Annotated in this window: 24 protein-coding genes, 1 other RNA gene and 1 pseudogene; 23 read left to right on the top strand and 3 right to left on the bottom strand. The window is 37.7% G+C overall.

The genetic code is table 11. The features are described 5' to 3' along the window. Nucleotides 1–92 precede the first annotated feature (92 nt). From MHB65_RS08410 to MHB65_RS08425, 4 genes are all read left to right on the top strand, one after another. Nucleotides 93–338: a hemolysin XhlA family protein gene (locus MHB65_RS08410; protein ID WP_342443103.1), complete on the top strand. Its 246-nt coding sequence runs from the start codon at nt 93–95 to the stop codon at nt 336–338. Between the two features lie 12 nt (nt 339–350). Beyond that, complete coding sequence (locus MHB65_RS08415) at nt 351–614, top strand: phage holin family protein (RefSeq protein WP_342443104.1); 264 nt, start codon at nt 351–353, stop codon at nt 612–614. After that, a complete protein-coding gene (locus MHB65_RS08420; RefSeq protein WP_342443105.1) occupies nt 611–1,336 on the top strand; it encodes an N-acetylmuramoyl-L-alanine amidase in 726 nt (241 codons plus the stop codon). Before MHB65_RS08415 ends, MHB65_RS08420 begins: the two co-directional genes overlap by 4 nt. Before the next feature lie 210 nt (nt 1,337–1,546). Further along, nucleotides 1,547–1,912: a hypothetical protein gene (locus MHB65_RS08425; protein ID WP_342443106.1), complete on the top strand. Its 366-nt coding sequence runs from the start codon at nt 1,547–1,549 to the stop codon at nt 1,910–1,912. A 343-nt stretch (nt 1,913–2,255) separates the two neighbouring features. On the opposite strand, the gene MHB65_RS08430 is transcribed toward MHB65_RS08425, so the two are convergent. The 3 genes from MHB65_RS08430 to MHB65_RS08440 all read right to left on the bottom strand — a co-directional run bounded on the left by MHB65_RS08430 (nt 2,256) and on the right by MHB65_RS08440 (nt 5,385). Continuing rightward, nucleotides 2,256–3,479, bottom strand: a complete 1,224-nt coding sequence (locus tag MHB65_RS08430) for an IS110 family transposase (RefSeq protein WP_342442143.1) — start codon at nt 3,477–3,479, stop codon at nt 2,256–2,258. 255 nt (nt 3,480–3,734) lie between these two features. Beyond that, nucleotides 3,735–4,337, bottom strand: coding sequence for a hypothetical protein (locus MHB65_RS08435; protein ID WP_342443107.1), 603 nt, complete (start codon nt 4,335–4,337; stop codon nt 3,735–3,737). A 355-nt stretch (nt 4,338–4,692) separates the two neighbouring features. Next, the gene (locus MHB65_RS08440; protein WP_342443108.1) at nt 4,693–5,385 is read right to left on the bottom strand and encodes a hypothetical protein; all 693 of its coding nucleotides are present in this window, start codon (nt 5,383–5,385) and stop codon (nt 4,693–4,695) included. 261 nt (nt 5,386–5,646) lie between these two features. Here MHB65_RS08440 and MHB65_RS08445 point away from each other — a divergent pair. The 19 genes and pseudogenes from MHB65_RS08445 to eutL form a co-directional block, all read left to right on the top strand. Then, nucleotides 5,647–6,102: pseudogene (locus MHB65_RS08445) on the top strand (DUF1998 domain-containing protein); the annotation flags it as partial. 121 nt (nt 6,103–6,223) lie between these two features. After that, nucleotides 6,224–7,810 (top strand): helix-turn-helix domain-containing protein, encoded by a 1,587-nt coding sequence (locus MHB65_RS08450; protein WP_342443109.1) that lies wholly within the window; start codon nt 6,224–6,226, stop codon nt 7,808–7,810. A gap of 98 nt (nt 7,811–7,908) precedes the next feature. Further along, nucleotides 7,909–8,874 (top strand): ABC transporter substrate-binding protein, encoded by a 966-nt coding sequence (locus MHB65_RS08455; protein WP_342443110.1) that lies wholly within the window; start codon nt 7,909–7,911, stop codon nt 8,872–8,874. A gap of 29 nt (nt 8,875–8,903) precedes the next feature. Then, on the top strand, nt 8,904–9,962 hold the full coding sequence (locus tag MHB65_RS08460; RefSeq protein ID WP_342443111.1) for a serine hydrolase domain-containing protein: 1,059 nt from the start codon (nt 8,904–8,906) through the stop codon (nt 9,960–9,962). Nucleotides 9,963–10,152: 190 nt separating this feature from the next. After that, nucleotides 10,153–11,403, top strand: coding sequence for a ribonuclease H-like domain-containing protein (locus MHB65_RS08465; RefSeq protein WP_342443112.1), 1,251 nt, complete (start codon nt 10,153–10,155; stop codon nt 11,401–11,403). Nucleotides 11,404–11,524: 121 nt separating this feature from the next. After that, the gene (gene gpsB, locus MHB65_RS08470) at nt 11,525–11,821 is read left to right on the top strand and encodes a cell division regulator GpsB (protein WP_205442503.1); all 297 of its coding nucleotides are present in this window, start codon (nt 11,525–11,527) and stop codon (nt 11,819–11,821) included. A gap of 60 nt (nt 11,822–11,881) precedes the next feature. Then, nucleotides 11,882–12,262, top strand: an RNA gene (gene rnpB, locus MHB65_RS08475) — RNase P RNA component class B. 475 nt (nt 12,263–12,737) lie between these two features. Then, nucleotides 12,738–14,483 (top strand): GGDEF domain-containing phosphodiesterase, encoded by a 1,746-nt coding sequence (locus MHB65_RS08480; RefSeq protein ID WP_205442504.1) that lies wholly within the window; start codon nt 12,738–12,740, stop codon nt 14,481–14,483. Between the two features lie 3 nt (nt 14,484–14,486). Beyond that, on the top strand, nt 14,487–15,623 hold the full coding sequence (locus MHB65_RS08485) for a class I SAM-dependent RNA methyltransferase (protein ID WP_342443113.1): 1,137 nt from the start codon (nt 14,487–14,489) through the stop codon (nt 15,621–15,623). 85 nt (nt 15,624–15,708) lie between these two features. Beyond that, entirely contained in the window at nt 15,709–17,616 is a 1,908-nt protein-coding gene (locus MHB65_RS08490) for an ATP-dependent DNA helicase (protein WP_342443114.1), read from the top strand. Between the two features lie 244 nt (nt 17,617–17,860). Continuing rightward, complete coding sequence (locus MHB65_RS08495; protein WP_205447374.1) at nt 17,861–19,303, top strand: histidine kinase N-terminal domain-containing protein; 1,443 nt, start codon at nt 17,861–17,863, stop codon at nt 19,301–19,303. Then, on the top strand, nt 19,296–19,874 hold the full coding sequence (locus tag MHB65_RS08500; RefSeq protein WP_004269312.1) for a response regulator: 579 nt from the start codon (nt 19,296–19,298) through the stop codon (nt 19,872–19,874). The genes MHB65_RS08495 and MHB65_RS08500 overlap by 8 nt, the downstream gene beginning before the upstream one ends. An 83-nt stretch (nt 19,875–19,957) precedes the next feature. After that, nucleotides 19,958–21,202, top strand: a complete 1,245-nt coding sequence (gene eutH, locus MHB65_RS08505) for an ethanolamine utilization protein EutH (protein WP_205442508.1) — start codon at nt 19,958–19,960, stop codon at nt 21,200–21,202. A 25-nt stretch (nt 21,203–21,227) separates the two neighbouring features. Beyond that, complete coding sequence (locus tag MHB65_RS08510) at nt 21,228–21,569, top strand: BMC domain-containing protein (RefSeq protein WP_155592892.1); 342 nt, start codon at nt 21,228–21,230, stop codon at nt 21,567–21,569. Nucleotides 21,570–21,579: 10 nt separating this feature from the next. Beyond that, nucleotides 21,580–22,080: a EutP/PduV family microcompartment system protein gene (locus MHB65_RS08515; protein WP_342443115.1), complete on the top strand. Its 501-nt coding sequence runs from the start codon at nt 21,580–21,582 to the stop codon at nt 22,078–22,080. Between the two features lie 17 nt (nt 22,081–22,097). Continuing rightward, nucleotides 22,098–23,519 carry an ethanolamine ammonia-lyase reactivating factor EutA gene (locus tag MHB65_RS08520; RefSeq protein WP_342443116.1) on the top strand — a complete coding sequence of 474 codons (1,422 nt, stop codon included), beginning with the start codon at nt 22,098–22,100 and terminating at the stop codon, nt 23,517–23,519. Between the two features lie 5 nt (nt 23,520–23,524). Further along, nucleotides 23,525–24,895 carry an ethanolamine ammonia-lyase subunit EutB gene (locus MHB65_RS08525; RefSeq protein WP_008176446.1) on the top strand — a complete coding sequence of 457 codons (1,371 nt, stop codon included), beginning with the start codon at nt 23,525–23,527 and terminating at the stop codon, nt 24,893–24,895. A 9-nt stretch (nt 24,896–24,904) separates the two neighbouring features. Then, the gene (gene eutC / locus MHB65_RS08530; RefSeq protein ID WP_342443117.1) at nt 24,905–25,915 is read left to right on the top strand and encodes an ethanolamine ammonia-lyase subunit EutC; all 1,011 of its coding nucleotides are present in this window, start codon (nt 24,905–24,907) and stop codon (nt 25,913–25,915) included. An 11-nt stretch (nt 25,916–25,926) separates the two neighbouring features. Beyond that, nucleotides 25,927–26,577, top strand: a complete 651-nt coding sequence (gene eutL / locus MHB65_RS08535) for an ethanolamine utilization microcompartment protein EutL (RefSeq protein WP_342443118.1) — start codon at nt 25,927–25,929, stop codon at nt 26,575–26,577. Nucleotides 26,578–26,581: the final 4 nt, after the last annotated feature.

The raw sequence follows: 26,581 nt of genomic DNA on the forward strand, positions 1-26,581 counted from the left end.
AAAGACGCAAAAAATCGTGGCTAGCAGAGTAGAAATCCAAGCCTTCCATAGATAATTGTGGAGGGCTTCATTTTATGGAAAGTAGGTGCTTTATGAGTGATGATTTAGTAAGAGATGTATATGAACGTTTAGGGGCAATTGGTGAAAAATTAGACGGTATTAATCATATTCGTGATACAGCTAATCGTGCTGAGGACAAAGCGGATGAAGCTCTAGCCAGTACAAAAAGCGCTCACCATCGTTTAGATAAAGTTGATAAAATTGTTTGGTGGGCTTCTACAACTATTATCGGAACTGTTATTTTGGCGTTATTAGCGCTAGTCATCAAAATTAACTAGGAGGAATTTTAAATGGAATTTTTATATGATTATATTATCGAACAGGCTCTAATTGTAGTGCCTGTTTTATTAGTTATTGGACAAGTTCTAAAAAACACACCAAAAATGCAAGATTGGTTTATTCCGTATATATTATTGATATTTGGAGTTGCTTTTACAATTGGAATTATGGGAATTACGATACAAGCAATCGTACAAGGTATTCTTGTGAGTGGAGCTGCTGTTTTTGCCAATCAATTATATAAACAATATTCAAGTAAGGATGGTGCGAAATGACATACACAATTGAAAAACGTTTAATGTCAGGACTACCTAATAAGGCTTTAACGGCAGTAAAATATGTCATTGCTCATGAATCAGGTAATGGTAATAACACAGGTCCAAATGCTTTAGAAAATGAAATTGCATACATGAACCGAAATAAAGCTAATGCTTTTACGTCTCACTGGGTAGGTGGAGGAGGACGTATCGTGCAAATTGCGCCAGTTGGCAGATTGCAGTATGGTTGTGGTCCAAAAGGTAATCCACTTAGCTATGCACAAGTTGAATTAGCGAGGACAGCAGATAAAGAACAATTTAAAAAGGACTATGCTGCTTATATTTGGCTATTAAGAGAGCTTGCAAAAGAAGCTGGAATACCTGTTGTACTTGATGGCAGTGGTAATGGTATCAAGTCACATCGATGGATTACAGACAATCTTAAAGGAACAACACATAGAGATCCTTATGGTTATTTAGCAAGCATGGGGACTACAGAGGAACAATTCAAGTTGGATATTCTGAATGGCTTGGACAAACCACAACATATGGTTAAGGAGGATGATGGTAAGATGAAATTTACAAATCCAACAACGAAAAAGGCAGTACGTGACTACTTAAAACAAGCAGTAGATAAAAAGCTTATTGATAAGTTGCACCTAGATAAATTTGATACTGGTACATTAACTGGCGGGGATTTTGAAGGATTGAAGATTATCATTGCACAGCGAAGTAAATAAGTGAAGGTCTAATTACAATGGATATTAAAAAGACTATAATTTCTAATTCTAACTTAAAGTATCTACAATTTGAACAATGTCAAATGACCGTTTAATAGGGTTGTAAATTACAATCCAACAAAGAAGAGGTAAATAATTTAAAATTTTATTAAGTAAAGAATTTATTGTATAATAATGATATATGGTAAATAAGAGAAAAGGAGGATGGAAATGACTAAAACGGATTATGTGTTTACAATTTTTATTCATTTAATATTAACAATGTTACTGATTTATGATTTTTTCCCTAATTCAATTAACTATATTAATATTCCTAAGGGTATCCTTGTAATTTTAATTCTAATTATTTTTTTACTGGGTGTATTTTTTGGTAGGAAAAACAAGAATAATAAAACTAATTTTTTTGTTGGAGTAGTTTCTATATTATATATACTATTGATTTTTTTAGTCCTAACACTTTTAGGAGGAGTCTCTCAAGTGGGGATATCTATAACAAGCCCTTGGACGTGGATTATCTTTGCGTTTGCATTACTTGAACTTTTTAGAAGAAATAAAAAAACTTTGAAAGATAGCTAGAAACAAATAACTAGAATATTTTAAAAGAGGCTGGGACAGAACTCGATTATATTGAAAAACAATAAAAATGGATATTAGCTTTTTCACTTTAAGAAGTTAAATATGCCTTCCTAAATCAAAAAAATGTTAGACCAATTATATCTTGGTCTAACATTTTTTCTTTTTGTCCCAGCCTCTTCTTACGATTAGTCAACTTTATTTAATGAATAATTTATATTTTTATGAGTGTGAAGTGGTGAGGGATATCCCTCACCACTTCACACTCATTTTTAGATACGCCAAAAAGACCTGACGATTTTTATTTTTTTCGAAAGGTCATTATGATATAGTTCTATGTAGGTGATTACGATTTCTGAGCTGGTAGTGCGGACTCATAATCGTAAAGAATGCCACGCGTCAGTAACTGAAATGTCACTTTCAGAAACTTATTGATGCAGGCGATGATCGCAACCTTATGAGGCTTCCTCTGAGGTTGCTTTTTTAATTTGTAGTAATAGTCCACAAAATGATTCGGTTTTCCTTTAGCCATAAGCATTGCGCACACCATAAAATATAAAATCTTTCGTAAATGTTTGTTTCCTCGTTTATTAATTCTGTCTCGATATTGCATATTCCCAGACTGGTACCGCATAATATCAATGCCTGCGTAAGCGTTCAGTTGTTTCGCATTTTGAAAGCGGTGGATGTCACCAATCTCTCCAATTAATCGGCACGCCGTTGAATCGCCAATTCCAGGAATCGATCGAAATACTAGATATTCTTTTCGTCCTTCCGACAATTCCACCATCTGTTTCACAAGCGTATCTTTCTTCTCTTGTAAATCCGCAATGCGAGCTGCGTAATCTCGTGCTTGATCACAACGAATATCTGTTGGTTTAATCGCGGGGTAACTATTTTCAGCTGCTTCTAATAATGTAATAGCTTTAGCCTCCGCACGCATTAGCGAGAGGTTTTTTCGCGTATTGGCCTTTAAACGATTTTTAATCATCGTTTTTGAATGGGCTTGTAAAAGTGCGGGGTGTGGATAGAGTTGTACAATATTTAAAAATAGTGCTGAACTCGGTGTAATCAGCTTTTCTAATTCTGGAAAACTCAGCTGTAAAATGGCATGCATTCTACTTTTGAGTAAAATGATTTCTTCATCAATTTCATCGTAGTAACGAGTCAGTGCACGCATCTGTTCATAATAATCGTCTTGTATGTACGTTATTTCGCGTTCCATTTTAAAATGAGTCTTCGCAAGTTCATGGGCATCACTAATATCGGTTTTATGACGACGCATCGTTGCCATCTGTAAATTCGCTTCAAGTGGATTCATGCGGCAGTATGCGTAGCCGTAATCTTTGAAAAATGCTTCGATAGGTTTTGAATAGGTACCTGTTGCTTCAAATACGATAGCTGGTGCTTGTCCATCTTGTTTTGACATCTCTACTATTCGTTCGTTTAATCGCTCAAAATCACCGCGTGTATGAAGTAGCACACCTTCGAATTCACATTGGCGGTGACCATCATAAATCGCAACAGTACTTTTTCCTTTACTGACATCTAACGCAATGACATGTTTCATCTCATTCTTCTCCTTTTGACCAATCATAGAAGCCTTCACAGTACCTTATCGATTCCACTTTCTTATACACGATCTCTTAGGACCCAACATACTAAACTGATTCCTCTAAGGGTATGAAGTTAGCCGGTTTTATATACGGACTCACAAATGGTCCCAGAGGCTGGTCGACTTTTCTTCACTTCTACAATAAAAAATAGTAGCACAAACCATGGCCTTGGTTTGTACTACTAATGTTAGTATGTTTTATAAATTTAACTACCAAGTAGCTCTATTTGGGTCAGGATCTCTTAATACCTCTAAATATCCAACATCCTTTACAGTTTTAAATGTACTATCTGTATAATGTACCGCTGTAAGATAATAAATGTAAGTTTGGTCATACTCGCTCCAACTTCTTGTAACCCATGATCCAACATATGTAGGTACAACTTTTCCGCTAGCCCAACCTGTAATTTTATTGAAATAGAAGTTAAACATAAAGTTACTAGCATATTTTGTAGGGATTTTAGTAACTATATATGCTACAAAACTATCTATAAGATATTTTTCTATTTTATTAGAAAATGTTTTATATACTGGCGCTACAACTGTTGTTGAGTTTGAACCAATATCATGAGCAAAAGGTTTAATCAAATCAGTATTAGAGTTTTCTTGAACACTTGAATATAAATCTTGAAGTTGAGCTTCGTCCAATTCGACATTCCCAGTAAAGTTAATGCCTTGGAATGAATAATAATAATCAGATTGAAATTCTAATGAAACCAATGTGTCATTAGATTCTTCAGCAGCGAATGCTGTAGGTAAAACAGAAGTGAATAAAAGAGTTGAAGCTGCAATTGATGTTATAAATTTTTTCATAAAATTCCTCCTTTATTTAAATATTAATATATTTACCTTTAATGTAAATATATTCATGTAAATATGCGGAATTATTAATAACTCATAATAAATATATGGTTAAGTCTTTTTAATTTAGGTATATTTAATTGAAAATATATTACCTAAAAATATAATTGTATTTCTTTTTAAACCATTTGTTAGCTTTTATAATATCCTTAAATATAAAATATTAAAATATTACATTTTATAAGATGAAGTATTGATTTTGCGTTATAGGGATGGCAAACGAGAGCCTAATAATTAGTAAAAAGACCACTCCTTTGAACTGCACCTCAAAAAATCTTACAATTGGAATGTAGTACAGATTAGTGGCTTAATTTGAATTTTCTTTAGAATCTATATCTAACACATTTTCAAGAGTAACTAATGCGATAGAAGCTTCATAGATATATGTATCGCTTTCTTTTATTAATTCTAAGGCTTTATCCATATTACTTATATTGCCCTTTTGCAAAGCAGAAATAGCATGATCCGTAGCTTTCTCACGTTTTAAAATAGCCTTTTCTACATTAGCTATAAAATCAACTATGTTTTGTTGATGTTCTTTAGAAAGTCCATCAACAGGGGGAGACATGTCTTTTTCTCGCACAGATTGATAAGCTGCTTTTAATAACGTGTATTGGTCAATAGCTTGCTTTGTTGCTATTTGTGAATTGGAATATTTGTTCGCTGTACTTTTCCAAAATTCGGACCAAGTACCATCAAACTTTTTTAATAAACCATCAATATATGGTTTTGTTTGAGTTAAGTAGTATTCCTTTTCTGATTCATTTACACTAGCCACTGGTAATGTAGTATTTTTATTTTTTTTACTTTCATTAACACTATCGGGTGCTGTGATGCCAACACCTGCAATTGCAATAATAGCTACAGTCAAAGAGTAGAGTGTCTTTTTTAAATACATTTTATCGTCTTGTTTTTTTGCAATTGCTAATAAAAACTTGATGCCCCATAGAACAAAACCGCCTAAACAAATTAGTGCAAGAATAGTAAATAGATTAACCAAAATAATCATCTCCCTTCAATTATTACCATTTTAGGGAATTTTGTATGCTTTGTATATAATAAAAAATGAGATAAATTTGTGAAATGATATGCTTTTTCTTTAATCATTAGCTATAATGCACATACTGCAAAATAACGAGGTATACAAAAAAGCTAGGGTTGTACTTAAACGTGACCCATAGCTTTTCTGTATATTTAGTAATAATATGAAATGTTTTTAATATTGGAGACTTGTATATATCAACTTATGTTTAATTACACATTTATTAAAATCCGCTTCGGCACTCATGACAATATTGGCTCAGGACCTATCCATTTACCACCAGATGAAATGCATACAAGTGCTTCGTGGCTATCCTTCAATAGAGTGTCTCAATGGTCAGAGGCGGAATTAACGGATGCTATGGTAGGAGCTGCTTATGCGATGAACGCTTTTATCCCGATTTTTATCCAGTGTGATAGTAGTGATGTAGCAGTTGTGCCGCAAGTAAAGGCATCACACAATGAGTTACCAACGTTCTTTGTTTATGATAAGTATCCAGGTGGGATTGGTTTAAGTGAGAGAGTATTTGCACTATGGGAGGAACTGTTAACCAAAACGCTACAACATGTATCGAGCTGCCCTTGTGAGTCAGGTTGTCCGTCTTGTATTGGGGCGCAAGATAGTTTAGAGCAAGGGAAGAAAAGAGTGGTAGATCTTCTTCGGATGTTAAATTAGATAAAGAGGGCTTAGGGAATAAGCAAGTTCGTTCCTCAAGCCCTTTTATGTTTTATAAATAGTATTATTAGTTACTGAAACGAGGGTTATCTACTAGGTTTGTGGGAAGGAGGAGGTCGATTTGCTATTCGATCATATGACGCAGTTTCTTTTTCATTTTCTTGATATTAAAGTTTTATCAAGCAAGGCAAAACGGCATTATCAACAAAGCCTTGAGAGCCATTGCTTACTGTTTACCACAAAGGGGACTGCTCATTTAACGCTTGGAGATCACCAATACAGACTGCCCAAAAATGGTGTCTACCTCTGCTCTGCTGAAAGTGCTCGCCTCTTAAAGGTGGATTTAGAGAAGCTAACTACAGTTTACCTTGTTACCTTTAATGCCCTCTCTCAAAGTGCAAAGCGATGGGAGACGAAGAATGATAGAGGAGAAGCGATAAATCTTGAACAAACAGACGAAATCATCCGTCTTTGTAACAGTCTCCTCTCGTTGGCAGAGAGTCCCATCGAAGAGGATATTTTATTAAGTCAAGCCCATTTTTACCTGCTGTTACATACCATCATTCAGCATCGCAAGACCCCTAATAGAGATTTGCAACATATGTTAGAAAAAACAAAGCAACATATGGAGTATCATTTTCGAGAAGCTATTCAAGTGAAAGATTTAGCCCAAATGATGAATATAAGTGCAAAGTATTATATGGAGCTATTTCGTAAACAGTTTGGTATTAGTGCCATCCAGTATCTAATGAATGTAAGAATAGAAGCGTCTAAATGGCTTTTAATAAAAGGAGGTAAAACCCTTCGAGAAATTGCGAGTGAGGTAGGGTATAAAGACGAGTTTTACTTCAGTCGCCGATTCAAACAACAAATGGGTATGTCTCCATCTTTATTTATGAAAAGTCGTAGAAAAAACATCGCTGTTTTAGATAGCTCCTTTTTTGGCTTGCTTGCACCACTCCATTATATCCCGATTGCAGCACCGCTCCATCCAACATGGCGATATTATTACTATAAGACTTTTGGAAATCATGTACCTGTTCAGCTAGCTGTTGGCAGAACACCAGCCGTTTTAAATGAAAATATTGCGGTACTTCTGCAAGAAAATCCGCAATATGATTATATATTTTGCTTAGATAATGTGACGGATGAGCAGTTGACAGTATTACAAAAGGGGGGCCATGTTTATCGACTTGCGTGGAGTAGTCTCTCATGGCGTGAACAGTTGCTCGAGATTGCGAAAATCCTAGATGCAGAAATGGAAGCAAGGAAATGGTTGATAGAATACGAACAAACAGTACAAGATGCCGTTGCTAGCTTAGCGTACATTTCCCATGAGCGCAGTATGTTATTTTTGTTAGTGAGGGGGAATGAATGCTATCTGTATCAGGATAGAAGTATTCAAGAAGTTTTACTGGAGGATCTAGGACTAAATGTGCTGATTGCTAAAACGCAAGATCTTATCACGGTTCGGGAATTAGCTGAAATGAACCCCGATTTCATCATGGTACTTGTTTATGAAGACGAAGAATCAATGATGAAATGGAACGAGCTTCAATCAGATGAACTGTGGCTTGAATTGAAATCCACGCGAAATGACACTGTCTATACACTTACTCATTTTCCATGGCGCGATTATGCTCCGCTGCCACATTTACTAATCGTAAAAGAAGTTATGCAATTGTTAACCGCAGATAGTTCATTATAAAATCCGCCTTTTCTACATGGACGCCAAAAGAACGCCTGTTTATTATTGATAATAGTTTTCATTCTCATTTGAGATAAGCGTAAAAGGAGGCGTTCTTGATGAAAAGAACTATAGTCATTTTAAGCATTATATTATTTATTTTCATTTTATCTGCATGTACGAAAGATAGGGAAGAACCAACATCAACAGGTTCGCAAAATAAGGATAGTGAAGAACAAACAACAATTACTTATTTAAATAATCACTACAAGATTCCAGTGAAACCAGAGAAAATTCTCTTTTTAAATGCCTTTGAGTCCATTGAGGATGCTGTGATTTTGGGCATAGAACCCTATGCAGCAAGTGCAATTGGTAGTGATGAGGAGCCATTCCCAAGTTTTTTTGGTGACGTTACAGCGAATACAATTCCTTTACTAACAACTAGCGGAGACAGTTTGGAGTACGTTTTGCAACTTGCACCAGATTTAATTATCAGTACAGATATGGAAGATCCAAAAGTTTTAGAACAGTTAGAGAAAATCGCACCAGTGATTCCAACTTCTCATTATGGCCCAGATTGGCAGGCGAATCTTGAAATGCTTGCTGAGGTCACTGGAAAGGCTGAAAAAGCAAAAACACTTATTGATAAATACCATCAGGATAAGCAAAACGCTATCCAATATCTCCACTCATTTCAAGACAAGGATGTAGTAGCAATACGTATTCGAGGTGGCGAAATGATGATTTACCCTAAAGACGTATTTCTCAATGATGTACTATACGGTGAATTGAATCTCCCTGTGCCAGAAACTATTAACAAGGTGGATCAGCAAACGGTTATTTCTTTGGAGGGACTATATCAAGCCAATCCAGATTATATTTTCATTCAGTATGACCTATATGAAAATGATATGGATGAAAGTATACTCGAGGAGCTTCAACAAAACCAAGTTTGGAAAGGATTAAAGGCAGTCAAAAGCAATCAAGTTTTTATTAATGCCGTAGATCCATTGGTAATGGGTGGAGGGACATTAAATGGGCGAGTCCGTATTTTAGAAGCAACCATGCAGGCATTAAGTAACTAAAATACGTAAAGGTGATAAGGAGCGATTGTGTGAAATTATCAGAGAAACTTGATCAATTATTTATGCAAAAATTTGAACAAGGGCTTTTCTCAGGCAATATTTTAGTAGCAAAGGAAGGTATACCTCTTTATATAGGTACATTTGGTTTAGCAAACTACCATAATGGCAAGAAGCTTTCCGAAGATTCCTTATTTGAATTAGCTTCCGTTACGAAACCAATGACAGCCATTGGCATTATGATTCTTGAGGAGCAAGGGAAACTTAATTATGATGACACTATCCAGAAATGGATTCCCTCATTTCCCTATGCAACCATTACTTTACGACATGCACTAACACATACATCGGGATTGCCAGATTATATGGAATTATTCGAAAGACACTGGGATCATCGTTGTATTGCAACAAATACAGATGTACTCCGGTTACTAACCGAACATAGACCACAGCTCAATTTTGACCCTGGTGAAAAATATCAATATAGTAATACAGGCTATGTTTGCCTAGCGATGGTCATTGAAGAAGTATCAGGTATGTCCTATGCCACGTTCATGTTACACCATATATTTAAACCGTCAGCCATGCAACGAACAAGGGTCATGAATCGCAGATATCAGCCTGAATATGTTGAGGATTTTGCTTTTGGCTATATCCATGATGTGAAACGTGCGTTGTTTTCCTTGCCTGACGAACTTCCAAGTTATGAATTTGTGAACTATTTAGACGGAATCCAAGGGGATGGAATGATTCATTCAACGATAATGGACTTACTTTCGTTTGATAGAGCGCTTAAAAATGGTCATTTGCTTTGTGCTTCATCACTAGAATTGGCTATGTCTGCAACTGTAACAAAGGATGGCCAAAAAACACCATGTGGCTTTGGTTGGTTCATTGATCAATCACCAAAAACAGGAAAAAAAGTATTTCATAGTGGTGGTTGGCCAGGTTACTCTACGATGTTATGCCGTTATGTAGAGACTGATTTTACCATTATTATCCTCAATAATGTAGAATGCTATACAGAAGATAACCAGCAGGAAAGCGCGTCAGATTGGTTACAGCAAATTGAAGAATATGTATTTAATTGAAAGTGATACAGGTAGAAACTCAGTGGGATTTTTCCCATTGAGTTTTTTATCTCGATTTTGCGGATAGCATGGTTAGCTTCTGCTCCTTGGCGTGAAAAAACTAGACGTAATGACTTTGAATGGGGTTAACAATCATGTTACTCTTGCAAGAGAGAGGTCTTATACTATAAGCAGAAAATGAGTGAAATTCATGTCTTACGAAAATAAAATATTACAAATGAAAAAAATGCTTGGAAAAAAAACAATGACTGCTAAACAAAAGGTTGAAGCACCAGCATTCCAAAAACCTACTTGTCCTAGCTATACAGAGCAATGGAAACAGGCGGGACTAACGGTTGTTGAAAATGATTTTGGCATCGTATTTAAGCGTCAAGTAAGCTATCCGTTTAGTTATCAGCATGGACATTATCAACTGCAATCATTCTTTGAAGCCCTGAAAAAATGGCAAGGCGCTGAGTTTGACCACCCTTATGCACTCGATATGGAAGAGTCTGTATTATTTTTTGACACGGAAACGACAGGCTTAAAGGGTGTCGGGACCCATATTTTTTTGCTTGGATTTTTAGAGGTAGCTGAGGAATCCTTCATCCTAACACAATATATTATGGCTGATCCTGCACATGAGGCAGCTTTCTTGTTTGAATCCAAGCTTTGGCAAAAGTCAGCTACTGTAATTACCTATAATGGGAAAAGCTTTGATTGGCCACAGCTTGAAACACGATGGACCCTACATCAAAAAACGTTACCTAAATTACGATCTCAGCGACAGATCGATTTGTTGCATAGTTCCAAGCGTTTATGGAAAAATGATATGGAGCGCTTAAAATTAAAATCTGTCGAGGAAGAAAAGCTTGGTTTTTCTCGTATAGGGGATATTCCAGGTCATCTCGCGCCTATTATTTATTTAGATGCCGTGAAAAGTGGCATACCAGATGCTCTTATGAAGGTTTTGCATCATAATGAGTGGGATTTACTGTCACTCATCACACTTTATAGTCATTCTACGCATTTATTGTTTGAACAGGACCAGGAAGAATCAGCAAAAACTTTTACGAATATTGGGAAATGGTATGGTGATTTAAAACAAAGCACTCAAAGCGTGAGAGTTTTAGAAAAGGTGACAGCGAAATTTGATGCACTAGAAGCGGGCCATGCTCAATACTATTTAGCACTACAGCACAAAAAGAGTAAACGTTATAGTGAGGCCATTGACTCATTTGTGGCGTCTCTCCATTTTGTTGAAGCAAGAACAAAGTTACATGCCCTTGAGCAGCTAGCCATACTTTATGAGCACCAAATGAAAGATTATGAGCAGGCCCTTTATTATACGCAAGAAGGCATACGTCTCATTCAAAATCATGAGCAATGGAGAGTAGAACAAAAACAAAAATGGGGAATTTCTTGGGAAAAGAGATTGCACAGACTAGGAAATAAGAAATAATTTCCTGGGAAAGCGCGTGAAACGACAAGTTTAGCCTTACAATTAGTGTTTACAGACGATATAATGTGATGAAGTATGCTATAATGTATTCGTGTATGTAGTGTGAGGAAGGGCGATGTGAATGGACATTAAATTAACGTCAAAAATGATCCTTGAAAAGGAATTTAAAAAGAACTTTAAAGGCTACAATGTAGAAGAAGTAGATTCTTTTCTTGATGAAATTATTCAAGACTATGAAACGTTTGAAAAAATGGTGGCCCAACTACGTGAAGAAAATAGACAATTAAAAGAAGAAATTGAAAGTACACCTAAGAGACAGCCGGTTGCTTCAGCGGCAGCTGGTACAACGAATTTTGATATTTTAAAACGTCTTTCTAATTTAGAGAAACATGTATTTGGTAGCAAGTTATACGAATAATTTTAGTCAATTATATTGTATTTAACATAAAACTCTAGTATAATCTTTCGTATCATCATGAAATTCTGGTAATCGCTGCGGCGCTAGACGTCGTAGAGGAAAGTCCATGCTCACACGGTTCTGAGATGGTCGTAGTGTTCGTGCTTACTGAAAAAATAAGGTAAGGCAGCTGATAAGGCTGACGGCGGAAGGAAAACCTAAGTCCTTTGGATATGGTTGACACTTCCTGAAAGTGCCACAGTGACGAAGCTTGCTTGGAAACTTGCAAGGTGGAACGAGGTAAACCCCACGAGTGAGAAACCCAAATTATGGTAGGGGCACTCTCTAGAAGGAATTAAACGGATAGAGGGACAGAGTTTGCTCTGTAGATAGATGATTACCACCTGATCGTACGAGGCGCAAGCTGTTTGAGTACTCAGGAACAAAACATGGCTTATGGAATTTTTTGATGCTTATCTACGAAATAACAAGCGCTCTCCAATTCGGTGGAGAGCTTTTATTTTGAGTTCATGAGGAAAAAGTAACCTTGTTAATCAAGTCTTGGTATGCGCTATACGTTTGAGAAGTATCGCTACCGCTTCTAAGTCACAACATCTGAAAACGGTTATCGCATTAATGTGATGTATTGATCTTGATTGTTTTGTACTGTAAGCAAAATGCCTGGTACAAAAGGCGACCATCATTCGAACTGGAGAGATGATTGTACCCTGTTCATCAAGAGAATGCCTCTGGCGATTGTCACAGATTTACGTGAGACGCTTTTTGAGCAAGTTCAAAAAATCTGGACGCATTGTTTATCTGCGCGAAAGCGAAGCGTCAGCGACAATTACGCCGAGCGTAATAGATTACATAACGATTGGCCTGACGTAAATGCCCTTCTGAGGGGGAGTATAGAGAGATAGGATGGAGCGGAAACATGAACGGAGTAAACAATTGGGAAAGTACGGATAAACTGAAATTAATAGCTAAATATCCGACTACCTTAATACTTAAAATCTTCGAAAATGTATCTGAAGGTATCATGATTACTGATGAATACAAAAAAATAGTAATGGTTAATCCTGCCTTTGAATTTGTGACAGGCTATACATGTGATGATGTGGTTGGCAAAACGCCAGCCGTTTTACAATCTGGTGTACATGAATTGCCGTTCTATTTAGAGATGTGGGAGCAGATACGACAAGAAGGCATTTGGCAAGGTGAGATATGGAATCGTCGTAAAACTGGAGACGTATATCCTGAATGGTTAACAATTGTTTGTGTAACCAACGATGAGGGTGAGGTTACAAATTACTGTGGTATTTTCACAGATTTGTCTGAAAGAAAAATAGTAGAAAATGAATTAGAAAAGCGTTTGCTCACGGATTCATTAACAGATGTATCCAATCGTTTTGCCTATATTGAAAGAATGGATAATCTCTTAGAATCGACTTCTGCTATTTCTCATTCAGTGCAGCATGCGATCTATTTCTTAGATTTGGATCGATTTAAGCAAATTAATGATACATTAGGCCATGCTGTTGGAGATTCAATTTTAATAGAAGTAGCAAATCGTCTAAAAAAATTACTGAAAAATAAAGACATTATTGCAAGATATGGCGGAGATGAATTCGTCATTACATTAACCAATGTGAAAAATGTCAAAGAAGCTGCAAAATTCGCTGAACAAATTATTAGTAGTATCGAACAACCGATGATGATTAATGATCAGGAAGTTTTTATTTCTACAAGTATTGGTATTAGCGTTTTTCCAGTTGATAGTAAAAACACAGAAGAACTAATCAATTGTGCAGATAGGGCAATGACTTATTCAAAAAAGAATGAATTGAACGGCTATTCATTTTATTTTGATGAACTGCAAACAGATGCACAACGAGTACTATTGCTAGATTCTGAGTTAAGAAGAGCAATAGAAAACCGTGAATTTGAGCTGTATTTTCAGCCAAAGGTTTCTATGGAAAATGAGCAAATTCAAGGTTTAGAAGCACTAGTCCGCTGGAATAGCGAGAGGCTAGGCTTTGTGTCGCCTGCGGAGTTTATTACTTATGCGGAGGATACAGGTCTAATCATTCCATTAAGTGAGCTCATTATCGAAAAAGCATGTGAGGCAGTGATCCAAATGCAACAACATGGTTGGAAAACACCTGTCGCCATTAATATTTCGAGCATTCACTTTAAACAGCAGAATTTTTTGGAGTCAATCCAAACCATATTAGAGCGCTATAATATGCCAGCCAACAATTTTGAAATAGAAGTGACGGAGCGAACGGTGATGAACAGTGCCAACGAAACTGTCAGTAAATTGGTTCGTTTGAAACAATTAGGCTTTAAAATCTCAATCGATGATTTTGGGACAGGCTATTCGTCCTTAAGTTATTTAGTTCGCTTCCCATTAGATTGTTTAAAAATTGATCGAAGCTTTATTCAGCATATTGGATCACTCGATGAAAAACAGGCAGTTGTAGATGCGATTATTCAAATGTCCCATCGCCTAAAAATGAAAGTTGTTGCTGAAGGTGTAGAACAAGCACAACAAGTGGATATACTACGTAAAATGAACTGTGATATTATCCAAGGCTATTATTACAGCAAACCACTCCCGTTAAACGAACTGATGGAGTTTATGGAGTATTGGGAAATTGAGCATCAAGGAAGGAAATAATCTATGGCAAACTATCAATTAGTAGCTACGTCAGCAATGGGCTTAGAAGCTATTGTGGCACAAGAGGTAAAAGCACTTGGCTATGAAACAACCGTTGACAATGGCAAAGTATATTTTGAAGGCGATGAAACGGCTATTGCACGTACCAATTTATGGCTACGTGTAGCGGATCGTGTAAAGATTGTCGTTGGACAATTCCCGGCAAAATCATTTGAACAATTATTTGAAAGTGTTAAGGCACTCCCTTGGGAAAAATACCTACCAGTGGATGCTGCTTTTCCTGTTTCAGGAAAGTCCGTAAAATCGAAATTATTTAGTGTACCAGATTGCCAAGCCATTACTAAAAAAGCAATCGTAGAACGAATGAAACAGCATTACAAGCGACTTGGCTTTTTAGATGAATCTGGAGCAACTTACAAAATAGAGGTTTCAATTTTAAAAGATGTGGCGACACTAACGATTGATACATCTGGTGCTGGCTTACATAAACGTGGCTATCGTCAGGTACAAGGTGAGGCACCCTTAAAAGAAACATTAGCAGCTGCACTTGTACAAATTTCAAAATGGAATCCAAATCGTCCATTTGTTGACCCATTCTGTGGCTCTGGTACCATTGCATTGGAAGCGGCGATGTTTGGACAAAACATAGCACCAGGCTATAACCGTGAATTCATTTCTGAGGAATGGCCATGGATGAAAGCTGCAATCTGGGATACGGTTCGTGATGAGGCGGAAAGTTTAGCGAACTATGATCAGCCGTTAGAAATTATCGGTTCCGATATCGATCACCGCATGATCAGCATTGCGCAAGAAAACGCAGTGGAAGCAGGCTTTGGAGAGTTAATTACGTTTAAGCAAATGCAAGCACGTGATTTTACAACACAGTTAATGGATGGTGTCATGATTGGGAATCCACCGTACGGAGAACGTATTGGTGATGTTGAAGTCGTGGAACAGGTGATCCGCGACGTCGGTAAGGTGATGAAAAACTATCCAACTTGGTCTGTATATATGCTATCCTCCATGAAAAATTTTGAAGAATTATATGGACGCCAAGCGACGAAAAAACGTAAATTATTTAATGGTTTTATTGAAACAAATTATTATCAGTTCTGGGGTCAAAAGTCTAAAAGAGATTAACGAATAGTAACGGAAGATAAGATTTTTTCTTATCTTCCGTTTCGTCGCGTATAATAGCACCAGATCGTTAGAGGGGGAACATCAATTGCGTAAATCTTTACCATTTGCATTATCAAAGGACCGTTCATTTTTTGAATCATTAGGTGACTGGATGGGCGATGTCCTTTATGATGAATTACCTGAAAAGGGCTTTGAATGCCGTGATGAGCAAATTTTTATGGCCTATCAAATAGAACAAGCACTAAAAGAAAAAAATGTTCTCTTCGCAGAGGCAGGAGTAGGAACTGGCAAAACGATCGCTTATTTGCTTCCAGCTATCTCTTATGCGCGTTACACAGGGAAACCAGCATTGATTGCTTGTGCAGATGAAACATTAATCGACCAACTTGTAAAAGAGGGGGGCGATATTTATAAACTTCAAAAAACGTTAGGGCTTGATATTGATGTTCGTCTAGCAAAATCGAGAGATCAATATTTGTGCTTAAAACGCTTTGAGGAAGCGGAGAAAGTGGAGTCGGATGAATGGATTGACGATATTGCCTTTTCTATCCCTGATGGTGTTTATGCTCAAGGTTCGATGATTGCTGTTCATCCATATGGGGAACGCAGTGATTATCCGACTGTCAGTGATGAGGATTGGCAAAAGGTTAATTACAATTCGATTATGCAATGCTCGGTTTGTGATCTGCGTAATCGCTGTGGGCAAACATTGCACCGTTCTCATTACCGAAAATCAACGGATCTTGTTATTTGTTCGCAAGATTTTTTAATGGAGCATTTAGCTACAAAGGAATCTCGTGAGCGTGAAGGTCAGCTTGCTTTACTGCCAGAAGTATCAATAATGGTGCTGGATGAAGGGCATTTACTGGAGTATGCTGCACAAAAAGCGATGACGTATAAAGTGCAGGCGACGACTATTGTGCAATTATTGGAGCGCTTGATGGTAGATGGCGTACGTGAACGTACACTGTATGCGATGGAGAAATTACAGGATGATCATGAGCTATTTTTTGATCAACTTCGTGATGATATCGTTGCTTCCAATGAAGATCGTAAACGTATAAACAAATCAAAAACACTGCTGGCTTATGGAAAGCAGTTAATAAATGATGTAGAAACATTGATGGAAGAATTCGTCTTTGAATCAGAAATGTACATGATCCCTGAATATGAGTTAAATATGGCAGAAGAATATTTAGAACAATATGAGGCTTCTTTACGTATTTTTATCGCACAAGGAGATGCAGTGGATTGGTTAGAGGAGACAGATGGTGAAGAAACACTCGTGATTATGCCTCGTTTAATCACAGAAGTTTTAGCAGAAAAGTTATTCTCTAAAAAGCTTCCAATCGTTTTTTCTTCAGCCACGCTATCGGTCAATAAAGACTTTTCTTATATTGCCTATAGTTTAGGAATTCGAGATTACCAATCATTTTCTGTGCCATCTCCATTCGATTATGAAGAGGTTATGAAAATCTATTTACATGAGCTTACGCAACGTGACAAAACAGCGCGTGTTCAGCAATTGCTACGTGATGGCGAACAAACATTGATTTTATTTAAGTCGAAGCAAGCCATGCTAAACTTCAAGGCAGAATTACCGCTAATGGAACGTATGTATGTAGCATTCGAAGGAGATCGAGAGCTATCAGCCATTGTTCGAGATTTCCAGCAAGGAACAGTTAAAACATTATGCTCATATCATTTATGGGAAGGGCTAGATTTACCTGAGGAAGCATTAACACGTGTGATTATTTATGATTTACCGTTTCCTCCACAGGACCCATTATTTGATGCAAAACGTACATTTGCCGAAAACCCATTTGAGGAAGTGGAATTACCTTTCATGCAATTGCGCTTGCAGCAAGGGATGGGACGCTTAATTCGTACATCAAATGACCATGGTGATATTCACATTTTGTTAAATGAAGACGAGCAAAAACAGCGTGCAGCCTTTGAAAATATATTAGCGGTTGTACCAGAAATTAAGTAGAAAAAAGCGAGTTTGCTCAAAATGCAAGCTCGCTTTTTATTATTTTGAAATAACATTATGGGCGTAGTTAAATTATTGGTTTTTAAAAAACTGTTGAATATTTCTCTTTTAAGCTATATAGTTCTTTGTAATGCAACGAAATCTTGTGGAAGAATATATTTTTTGTATTGAAAATAATTTCACAAAAGGTTTATAATAATGACAAGAATTTTTAAGAATAGTCAAATTGCTTGCTGACTATTCCATGATAGGGGGCTTAAACCTGTCGAACATTCAATCATTGTGTAGAAAATATACAAATCTATCGGCAACGGATATTGACAAGTTAATAGAAATAGAGGCTACGCTAACGTATTATGCTGAGTTGACTGATTGTTATATGTTCATAGATTGCCTGTTGGAGAATTTACCGCATGCGATTGTTGTGGCAGAGGCATTCCCGAAGAAAGAGATTGGTTTATACGAAAAATCAGTTATCGGAAAATTCGTATTTGAAAGTTTTGAACCAGCTGTATTTGCTGCGTTTAAACATAAAGAAAAATCATCCATTACCAGAGCGATTACGCAGGAAGGCATTACGGTAGAGCAAAATGTGCTTCCGATTTTTAATGAGCAACAGCAAGTAATTGCCGTGTTAATTCAGGAAAAAATGGTGAAGATGCAAACGACACCGAAAGATGATTTTCAAAATATGCCTTTTGCTTTAATTGAACATATTGTTGAACCTAATTCTCAACCGATTCCAGTTGTTTCAGATTTACTCGTAGAGTCGATTATTCTCACAAATCACGAAAATAAAGTAATTTACAGTAATCCTGCTGGCTATCATTTTATTTCGGAGCTATCTGGATTAGAAAACTTTGACAATGTAGCATTGGATAAAATCTTACCTTTTTTACAGGAAGTCTATGATAAAGGCGACGATGTCTTTTTCCTAGAAATTACGATTGATCGTAAATCCTTTATTGTAAAGAAAATTCCAATTCGCAGTTATAACGAGAAGGTCACACTACTCATTATTCATGATCTAACAGAGCTTAAGCTGAAAGAAAATGAGCTAATGATGAAAACATTTGCGATACGAGAAATTCACCACCGCGTGAAAAATAATCTTCAGACAGTGACAAGCCTATTACGTTTGCAAATGCGAAATGATCTGTCTGCATCGAATGCAAGTGCTTTTCAAGAGGCATTAAATCGAATCTATAGTATTTCATCGGTTTATGAGCTGATTTTAGAAAATGAAGATAACGCTGAAGAAAGAGTAGATGTTATCGCATTAGCTAAAAAAATTGGTCATAAAATGATTGGTACGTCTAATACAGCAACTATTCAACTAGCCTTTCATCATGAAAATTTGCAGCTATTCTGCCATTCGAAAAAGGCAGTCTCTTTAGCACTCATTATTTGTGAGCTACTGCAAAATGCATTAAAGTATGCGTTTATCGGACGTGATGAAGGAATCATCGATATTCAATTCATTCAGGAAGATTCTACAATTTCGCTTCATATTTCTGACAACGGCGTTGGAATGCAAGAGGTGAAGGCATCTTTTGGTATGGAGATTATCACAAGGCTTGTAGAATATGATTTAGCTGGCTCATTTTCCATTATCCCTAGTAATGAAGGTACACATACTCAAATTCAGTTCCCTGTAAGTGAGGAGGTATTTATCGTAAATGACTAGGAAAGTTATGATTGTCGAAGATGAATCACTGATTGCGATTGATTTGAAGTTTATGTTAGAAGATAACGGCTACGAAGTTGTAGCTCAAGCGAACAATGGTGAAACTGCCATTGAATTAGCCTTTTTACATAAACCGCAGTTAATCTTAATGGACATTAAAATGCCTAAACTTGACGGTTTAAAGGCAAGTAAAATTATTGAACAACAGCTTGGTATACCCGTTCTTTTCATCTCGGCCTATAGTGAAAAAGAATTGTTGCTATACATGAAGCAGGATAATATATTAGGATATGTAATGAAACCGTTTTCTGAAAAAAATGTGTTGCCTGTGCTAGAGGTTGCTTTTCATCAAATTGATAAATTCAACCGTCTCAATGGAGAGATCTTACATAAGCAAACACAATTAGATAAGCGGAAAGTCATTGAACGAGCAAAGGGCTTGCTTATGCAGGCTGAAAATATAAGCGAGGACGAGGCTTACCGTAAGATCCGCAATGAAAGTATGCAAACACAACAGGAAATGGTGCACATTGCACAGCAAATTATTAACAACTTACAAGTCAATAGTTGAAGCAAAGGCGCTTTAAAGAGATTTCTTCTTTAAAGTGCCTTTTTTTATATAAATTTATAAATAAAAAAGGGGTGATGAGTAAGATGGCAATGATAGGAACGGTTATCGTTTATATTATTATGATTTGTGCTATTTTAGGGGCAATCGGAGCTATCCGAGATGCTGAGTATGGAATTGGGAAAGAATTTATGAATGGGATCCATACGGTTGGTCATATTTTTGTCCCAGCAGCAGGGATCATGGCAGCTATACCTTACTTAACATGGTTTATTAGTCATTTTATTAGTCCGATTTTTGAGTTAATTGGTGCAGATCCTGCGATTGCAGCGACAACAATTTTAGCTTCGGACATGGGTGGTTACCAATTAGCCAATGCGTTAAAGGAGTCTTATGAGGGATGGGTAATGGCTCTTGTTGTTGGTTTTATGTCAGGTGCTACCATTGTATTCTCGATTCCAATGGGCCTTGCGATGTTGGATAAGCGTGATCATAAATATATGGCGCTAGGTATTATGGCTGGCGTATTAACAATTCCGATTGGTGCATTTATTTCTTCAATCATGATTGTGCTATTCAACACAGAAGTACGTGAAGTCATTAGTACAACAGAGGCTCCTACATATGTATTTGCCATTTCTGTTTTACAAATATTAATTAACTTACTACCGTTATTCATTTTCGTTATCTTAATCGCACTAGGCTTAAAGCTTATTCCAAACGGCATGATTACTGGCTTCATGGTATTCGGTCGTGTCATGGATGCGGGAATTAAATTGGTGTTAGTGTTCTCTATTGTGGAGATTTTTACAGGTATTTTTACAAAGATTTTTGGCGCGTGGGGCTTCGATCCAATCATGGCTGATGAAATCGACCAGTTCCGAGCATTAGAAACAGCCGGTTATATCGGGATTATGCTAGCGGGTGCCTTCCCAATGGTGTATTTAATTCGAAAGTATGCTTCCAAGCCACTTGAAGCGGCTGGGAAAAAATTAGGCTTATCCTCTGTAGGAAGTGCGGGGATTCTAGCAACGATTGCGAATATTTTAGCGATGTTTACACTGATTCGCCATATGCCACCAAAAGATAAAGTGATTAACATTGCATTTGGTGTATGTTCTGCCTTCTTATTAGGTGATCACTTATCATTCACGGCTAACTTCCAGCCAACCATTATTTTACCTGTTATCGCAGGGAAGTTTTTAGCGGGTGTGATTGCAATTATTTTAGCCTATAAGCTTTCAGTACCAACTGCATTAAGGCTAGAAATTGAGGATCGCAAGGCAGGCATTATTAAAGAAGGCGAATATTTAACAGATCAAAAATCATAACGAAGAAAAAGTGAGGTGATGACGTGTGAGTGAAGAGAAAAAACGATTTATTCAGGAGTTTGTGCCGGGTAAACAGCTAACATTGAGTCACCTTATTGCCAATCCTGATCCAGAAATGTTTCAAAAGCTGGGTATCCAAGATGCGGGTGCCCTTGGCATTATGACCTGTACGCCAAGTGAAACGGTAATTATCGCAGGAGATTTAGCGACAAAGGCAGCCAATGTCAAACTAGGGTTTTTAGATCGTTTTACAGGTAGTCTCGTTATTGTAGGTAGTGTGTCAGAGGTAGAAATGGCGATGTTAGAAATCAATCGTTTTTTATCCGAGGTATTAGGCTATACACCTTCAAAAATAACGAAATCATAGGATGTGTCATATGAAAAATCGAGTAATGATAATAGGCGGTGTGCAAGCAGGAAAGTCAACATTGATGAATACATTGTTGGGCAAAGAAAGCAGTGCCAACAAAACACAAGCACTCGTTTATGATGACTGGATTGTTGATACACCAGGTGAATATGTTGAAAATCCAATGTATTACAGAAATATTATGGCAACATCGCTGGAAGTAACCCATGTGATTTACTTGCAGGATGCCACATCAGCAAGGAGTGTATTCCCTCCGCAATTCAGCTTAGGGATTCCCAAAATACAAATAGGTGTGATTACCAAGATTGATGCCCCTGATGCCGATGTTGAAAGGGCTATCGCCTTATTAAAAAATGTTATGACGCAGGGCCCTATCGTGAAAACCTCTTCATGGCAGAAGCTTGGCATTGAATTGATTGAACCATTGATTCAACGCAAGACACATGAAGAAATTCGTCAATTTGTCAAGGATCACGATAGTCCGTATCTCATGTATTGCTCACAGTAGCGAGAGGGAGGTGTAGGGTGAAAACTGAAAAAATATTTAGTGCAGGCATTGATATTGGGACAAGTACCACAAAAATGGTCGTCAGTAGTTTTCTGTTAAAGAATGTGGCTGGCGTAACCCATGTGCCAAGGATTGAAATTATTGAGAAAACGGTGTTGCATCAAAGTCCAATTATCAAAACACCTTTTATTAATAAAGACATCATTGATATGAAAAAGATTGAGGAATTTATTTCCCAACAGTATCAATTGGCACAAATTGCTCCATCTGATATTGCAACAGGGGCCATTATCATTACAGGTGAATCAGCCACGAAGGAAAATGCAAGTGAAGTTGTCCATACCATTGCAGATGGCGCAGGTCATTTTTTAGTTGCTACCGCAGGTCCTGATTTAGAGGGCATCATTGCTGCCAAAGGAGCAGGTACTTTACAGCAATCAAAGAATTCATCCAAAGTCATCGCCAATATTGATATTGGTGGAGGGACAGCGAATATTGCTGTTATGCAATTTGGAGAGGTCATTGGTACATGTACCTTACATGTTGGTGGTAGATTGATTGAATTTAAGGATGGCAAGATTCAATCAATTTCTCCGCCACTCATGCGATTGATGGAACGATGGGCTAATCCGTTAGCGGTCGGTGATGCGGCCGAAGATTATCGAGTAACACTTTGTATTGAAGAAATGGTGCAAACACTTGCCATGATTCTTCATGGACAATGCACAGATGAAAAGCATCCATTATTACTAGGGCATTTACCAAACTGGCATAAACCTGTGGATGCCATCGTTTTTACAGGTGGTGTGGCCTCTTGTATTTATGAAAATGAATGTACACAGCGCCAATATGATGATATTGGTGAAAGATTAGCGAAGATGCTATTACAGCAAGAACAGCTACAATCATTTTTATGGCTACGACCAGAGGAAACAGCGCGGGCAACAGTGACTGGTGCTGGTACACAAACCACTGAAATTAGTGGGGCAACCATTCAGGTGGATGCTCATGTGTTACCACTAAAAAATGTACCAGTCTTCAATTGCTATATGGATATGTCTACAGACTTTAACACGACAGTGAAGACAGCCGTAGAGAGAGCAGATGATTTATTTTCTATACAGGACAATCGTTCACCATTTGCACTCTATTTTAGTGAATTGCCGTATTTAAGCTTTCAGGATGTACATGCATTGTGTCAGGCCATTCTGCAACATTTGGCAACAAGATGCTCTAAGGACATACCAATTATCATAGTCATTCAATCAGATTACGCAAAAATTATTGGACAAACCATACAAGCTATTAATGCGACAGTGCCAATTATTTGCATCGATCAAATTAAAGTGGAAACAGGTGATTACATCGACATTGGAGAGGTTCTGCCATCTGGCGTTGTTCCTGTTGTGGTGAAGACCCTTGCCTTCCATTCAAAGTAAGGAGGATGAATGTGAACTTATCGGTGATATTTGGTGGAGAAAAATATAATTTTAAATCATTAAAAGATGTTATGGCCAAGGCCAATGAAGAAAAATCAGGCGATCAGCTAGCGGGTATTGCCGCTGAGACGGTTCAACAACGAATCGCAGCGAAGGCTGTATTAAGTGAGCTTTTAGTAAAAGATATCCGAGAAAATCCATTAGTGCCGCAAGAAAATGATGAGGTTTCACGCATTATTGAGGGCGATATTAATGAGCAAATCTATGGAGAAATCAAAAACTGGAGCATCGAGCAGCTGCGTGAATACATTTTATCGAATGACACAGGTGATCGTGAATTAAAGCGTTTAAGTAAAGGAATGAATTCGGAGATTATTGCCGCTGTTACAAAGCTAATGTCCAATTTAGATCTTGTTCATGCAGCCAATAAAGTCGAAATACTATCAACGTGTAATATTACGATTGGCCAAAAAGGGACATTGTCTTCTCGCCTTCAGCCAAACCATCCAACAGACAATATTGATGGCATCATCGCCTCTCTAAAAGAAGGATTGTCTTATGGTATTGGGGATGCTGTTATCGGCATTAATCCTGTAGATGATTCAGTTGAAAGTGTTAAAAAAGTACTTACGGCTACAAAAGAATTCATCAATGATTGGTCCATTCCTACGCAAAACTGTGTATTAGCTCATATTACAACACAGATGAAGGCGATTAAACAGGGCGCCCCAGCGGATATGATTTTCCAAAGTATCGCAGGGACAGAAATTGCTAACCGTTCGTTCGGTATTTCTGCTGATTTAATAAGAGAAGCAGAGGAGCTAATAAAAAAACAAGGAACAGGTACTGGTCCAAATTTATTCTACTTTGAAACAGGCCAAGGCTCAGAGCTATCGGCAGAGGCACATATGGGCATTGACCAAGTAACTTTGGAATCTCGCAATTATGGATTTGCAAGACATTTTAATCCTTATATTGTGAACACAGTAGTGGGCTTTATCGGCCCAGAATATTTATACAACAATAAACAAGTCATTCGAGCAGGTCTCGAAGATCATTTCATGGGCAAAATGCATGGCATTCCTATGGGGGTAGATATTTGCTATACCAACCATATTAAGGCAGACCAAAATGATGTGGAAGATTTAAGTGTATTGCTAACAGCAGCTGGCGTTAACTTTATTATTGCTGCGCCAATGGGCGATGATGTGATGCTCAATTATCAATCGATGAGCTTCCATGATGTAGCTACATTACTCCAAACATTTGGTAAAAAACCAGCACCAGAGTATTTAGCATGGTTAGAGAAAATGGGCATTTATGAAAATGGTCGACTGTCAGCAAGAGCCGGCGATTTATCCATTTTTGAAAGGTAGGTGAGTCAAGTGAATGATCAATTAGTTTCTATGATTACACAGCTTGTCATGGAGAAGATGGAGAAAAATACAGGTAGCCAAGCACCTGAAGTGGCAGCTACTCCAACAGAACAACCACTTATTAAGTTTTATGATACAGTAGAAAATCGTTCTTCAGGAACAACAGAAGCTACAGCAACATCACAGGAGCCATTAATTCAGCTATATCAGCATGGAGCTCCACAGCAAGTAACAACGCTTGCTTCTGTCACTTTCGACCAGCCATTAAACGAAGCTGTGCCAATCAAGCCCTTTCAGTTTGAGGCAGAAGCAGTAACGGAAAGTGTGCAGGCTGCTAAAAAACATACACCTGCTCGCATTGGTGTAGGGAGAGCTGGGACAAGACCGAAAACGAAAACATGGTTAAAATTCCGACTCGATCATGCTGCTGCGGTAGATGCTGTGTATGGCGAAGTGTCTGAAGATCTTTTACAAAAGCTTGATGTCTTTCAGGTAACAACGAAAGTCACGGATAAAGAGGAATACATTACAAGACCTGACTTAGGCCGTCGTTTATCAGAGGAATCAAAGACATTGATTCAGCAAAAATGTAAACCACAGCCCAAAGTACAGATAATTATCTCGAATGGCTTAAGTGCGAGTGCGATTGAGGAAAATGTACAAGATGTCTACTTAGCCCTACAGCAAAGTCTTGGCAATTTAAATATTGACATCGGTACAACATTCTATATTGATAAAGGCCGTGTTGCTTTAATGGATGAGATTGGTGAACTGCTACAGGCAGAGGTTATTGTTTACCTAATTGGTGAGCGTCCAGGGCTCGTATCCGCAGAATCGATGAGTGCATATTTATGTTTCAAGCCAAGAATTGGGACAGTGGAAGCGGAACGTATGGTGATTTCAAACATCCATAAGGGTGGTATCCCACCATTAGAAGCGGGAGCTTATCTTGGAACAGTCGTAGAAAAAATCCTGCATTATCAGGCAAGTGGCGTAGAGCTTGTCGCAAAAGAAGGTTAGGGGGCTGAAATATGTATCCTCAAAAAATTATGGCTCAAATCTTGGCGATGCAAACCATTCCAAGAGTCAACAGTGAACTAGCAGAGCAGTTAGATTTAAAGCCACATCATCATAGTATTGGGCTTGTCACACTGACAATTGACGATGTTGGGTATGTTGCCTTAGATGAGGCGACAAAAAAGGCAGATGTCGATGTTGTCTATGCAAAAAGCTTTTATGCGGGAGCGGCACATGCGTCTGGTCCATTGTCGGGTGAAGTGATTGGCATCATCGCTGGAAGCTCACCTGATGAAATTCGTAGTGGTCTTGATGCTATTCAACAAAAAATCGAATTTGATACGTATTTTGAAGCCATTAATAATAATGACAATCATGCCTTGTTTGCCCATACCGTGGCAAGCTGTGGGACGTATCTTGCTGAGCTTGCAGATGTAAAGGCTGGCACACCACTTGCTTATTTAATCGCACCGCCACTTGAGGCAGTGGTTGGATTAGATGCAGCATTAAAGGCGGCAGATGTTGAGTTAAAGGTTTTCTTTGGTCCTCCATCTGAAACCAATTTTGGTGGTGGCTTATTAACGGGCAGTCAATCGTCATGCGAGGCTGCAGCACATGCATTCAGAGAAGCTATTGAAAATATAGCTAGAAACCCAGTGATCTAGAAAG

Origin of the sequence: Lysinibacillus sp. FSL K6-0075 (assembly GCF_038592945.1) — a bacterium.
Classification (GTDB): Bacteria; Bacillota; Bacilli; order Bacillales_A; family Planococcaceae; genus Lysinibacillus; species Lysinibacillus fusiformis_F.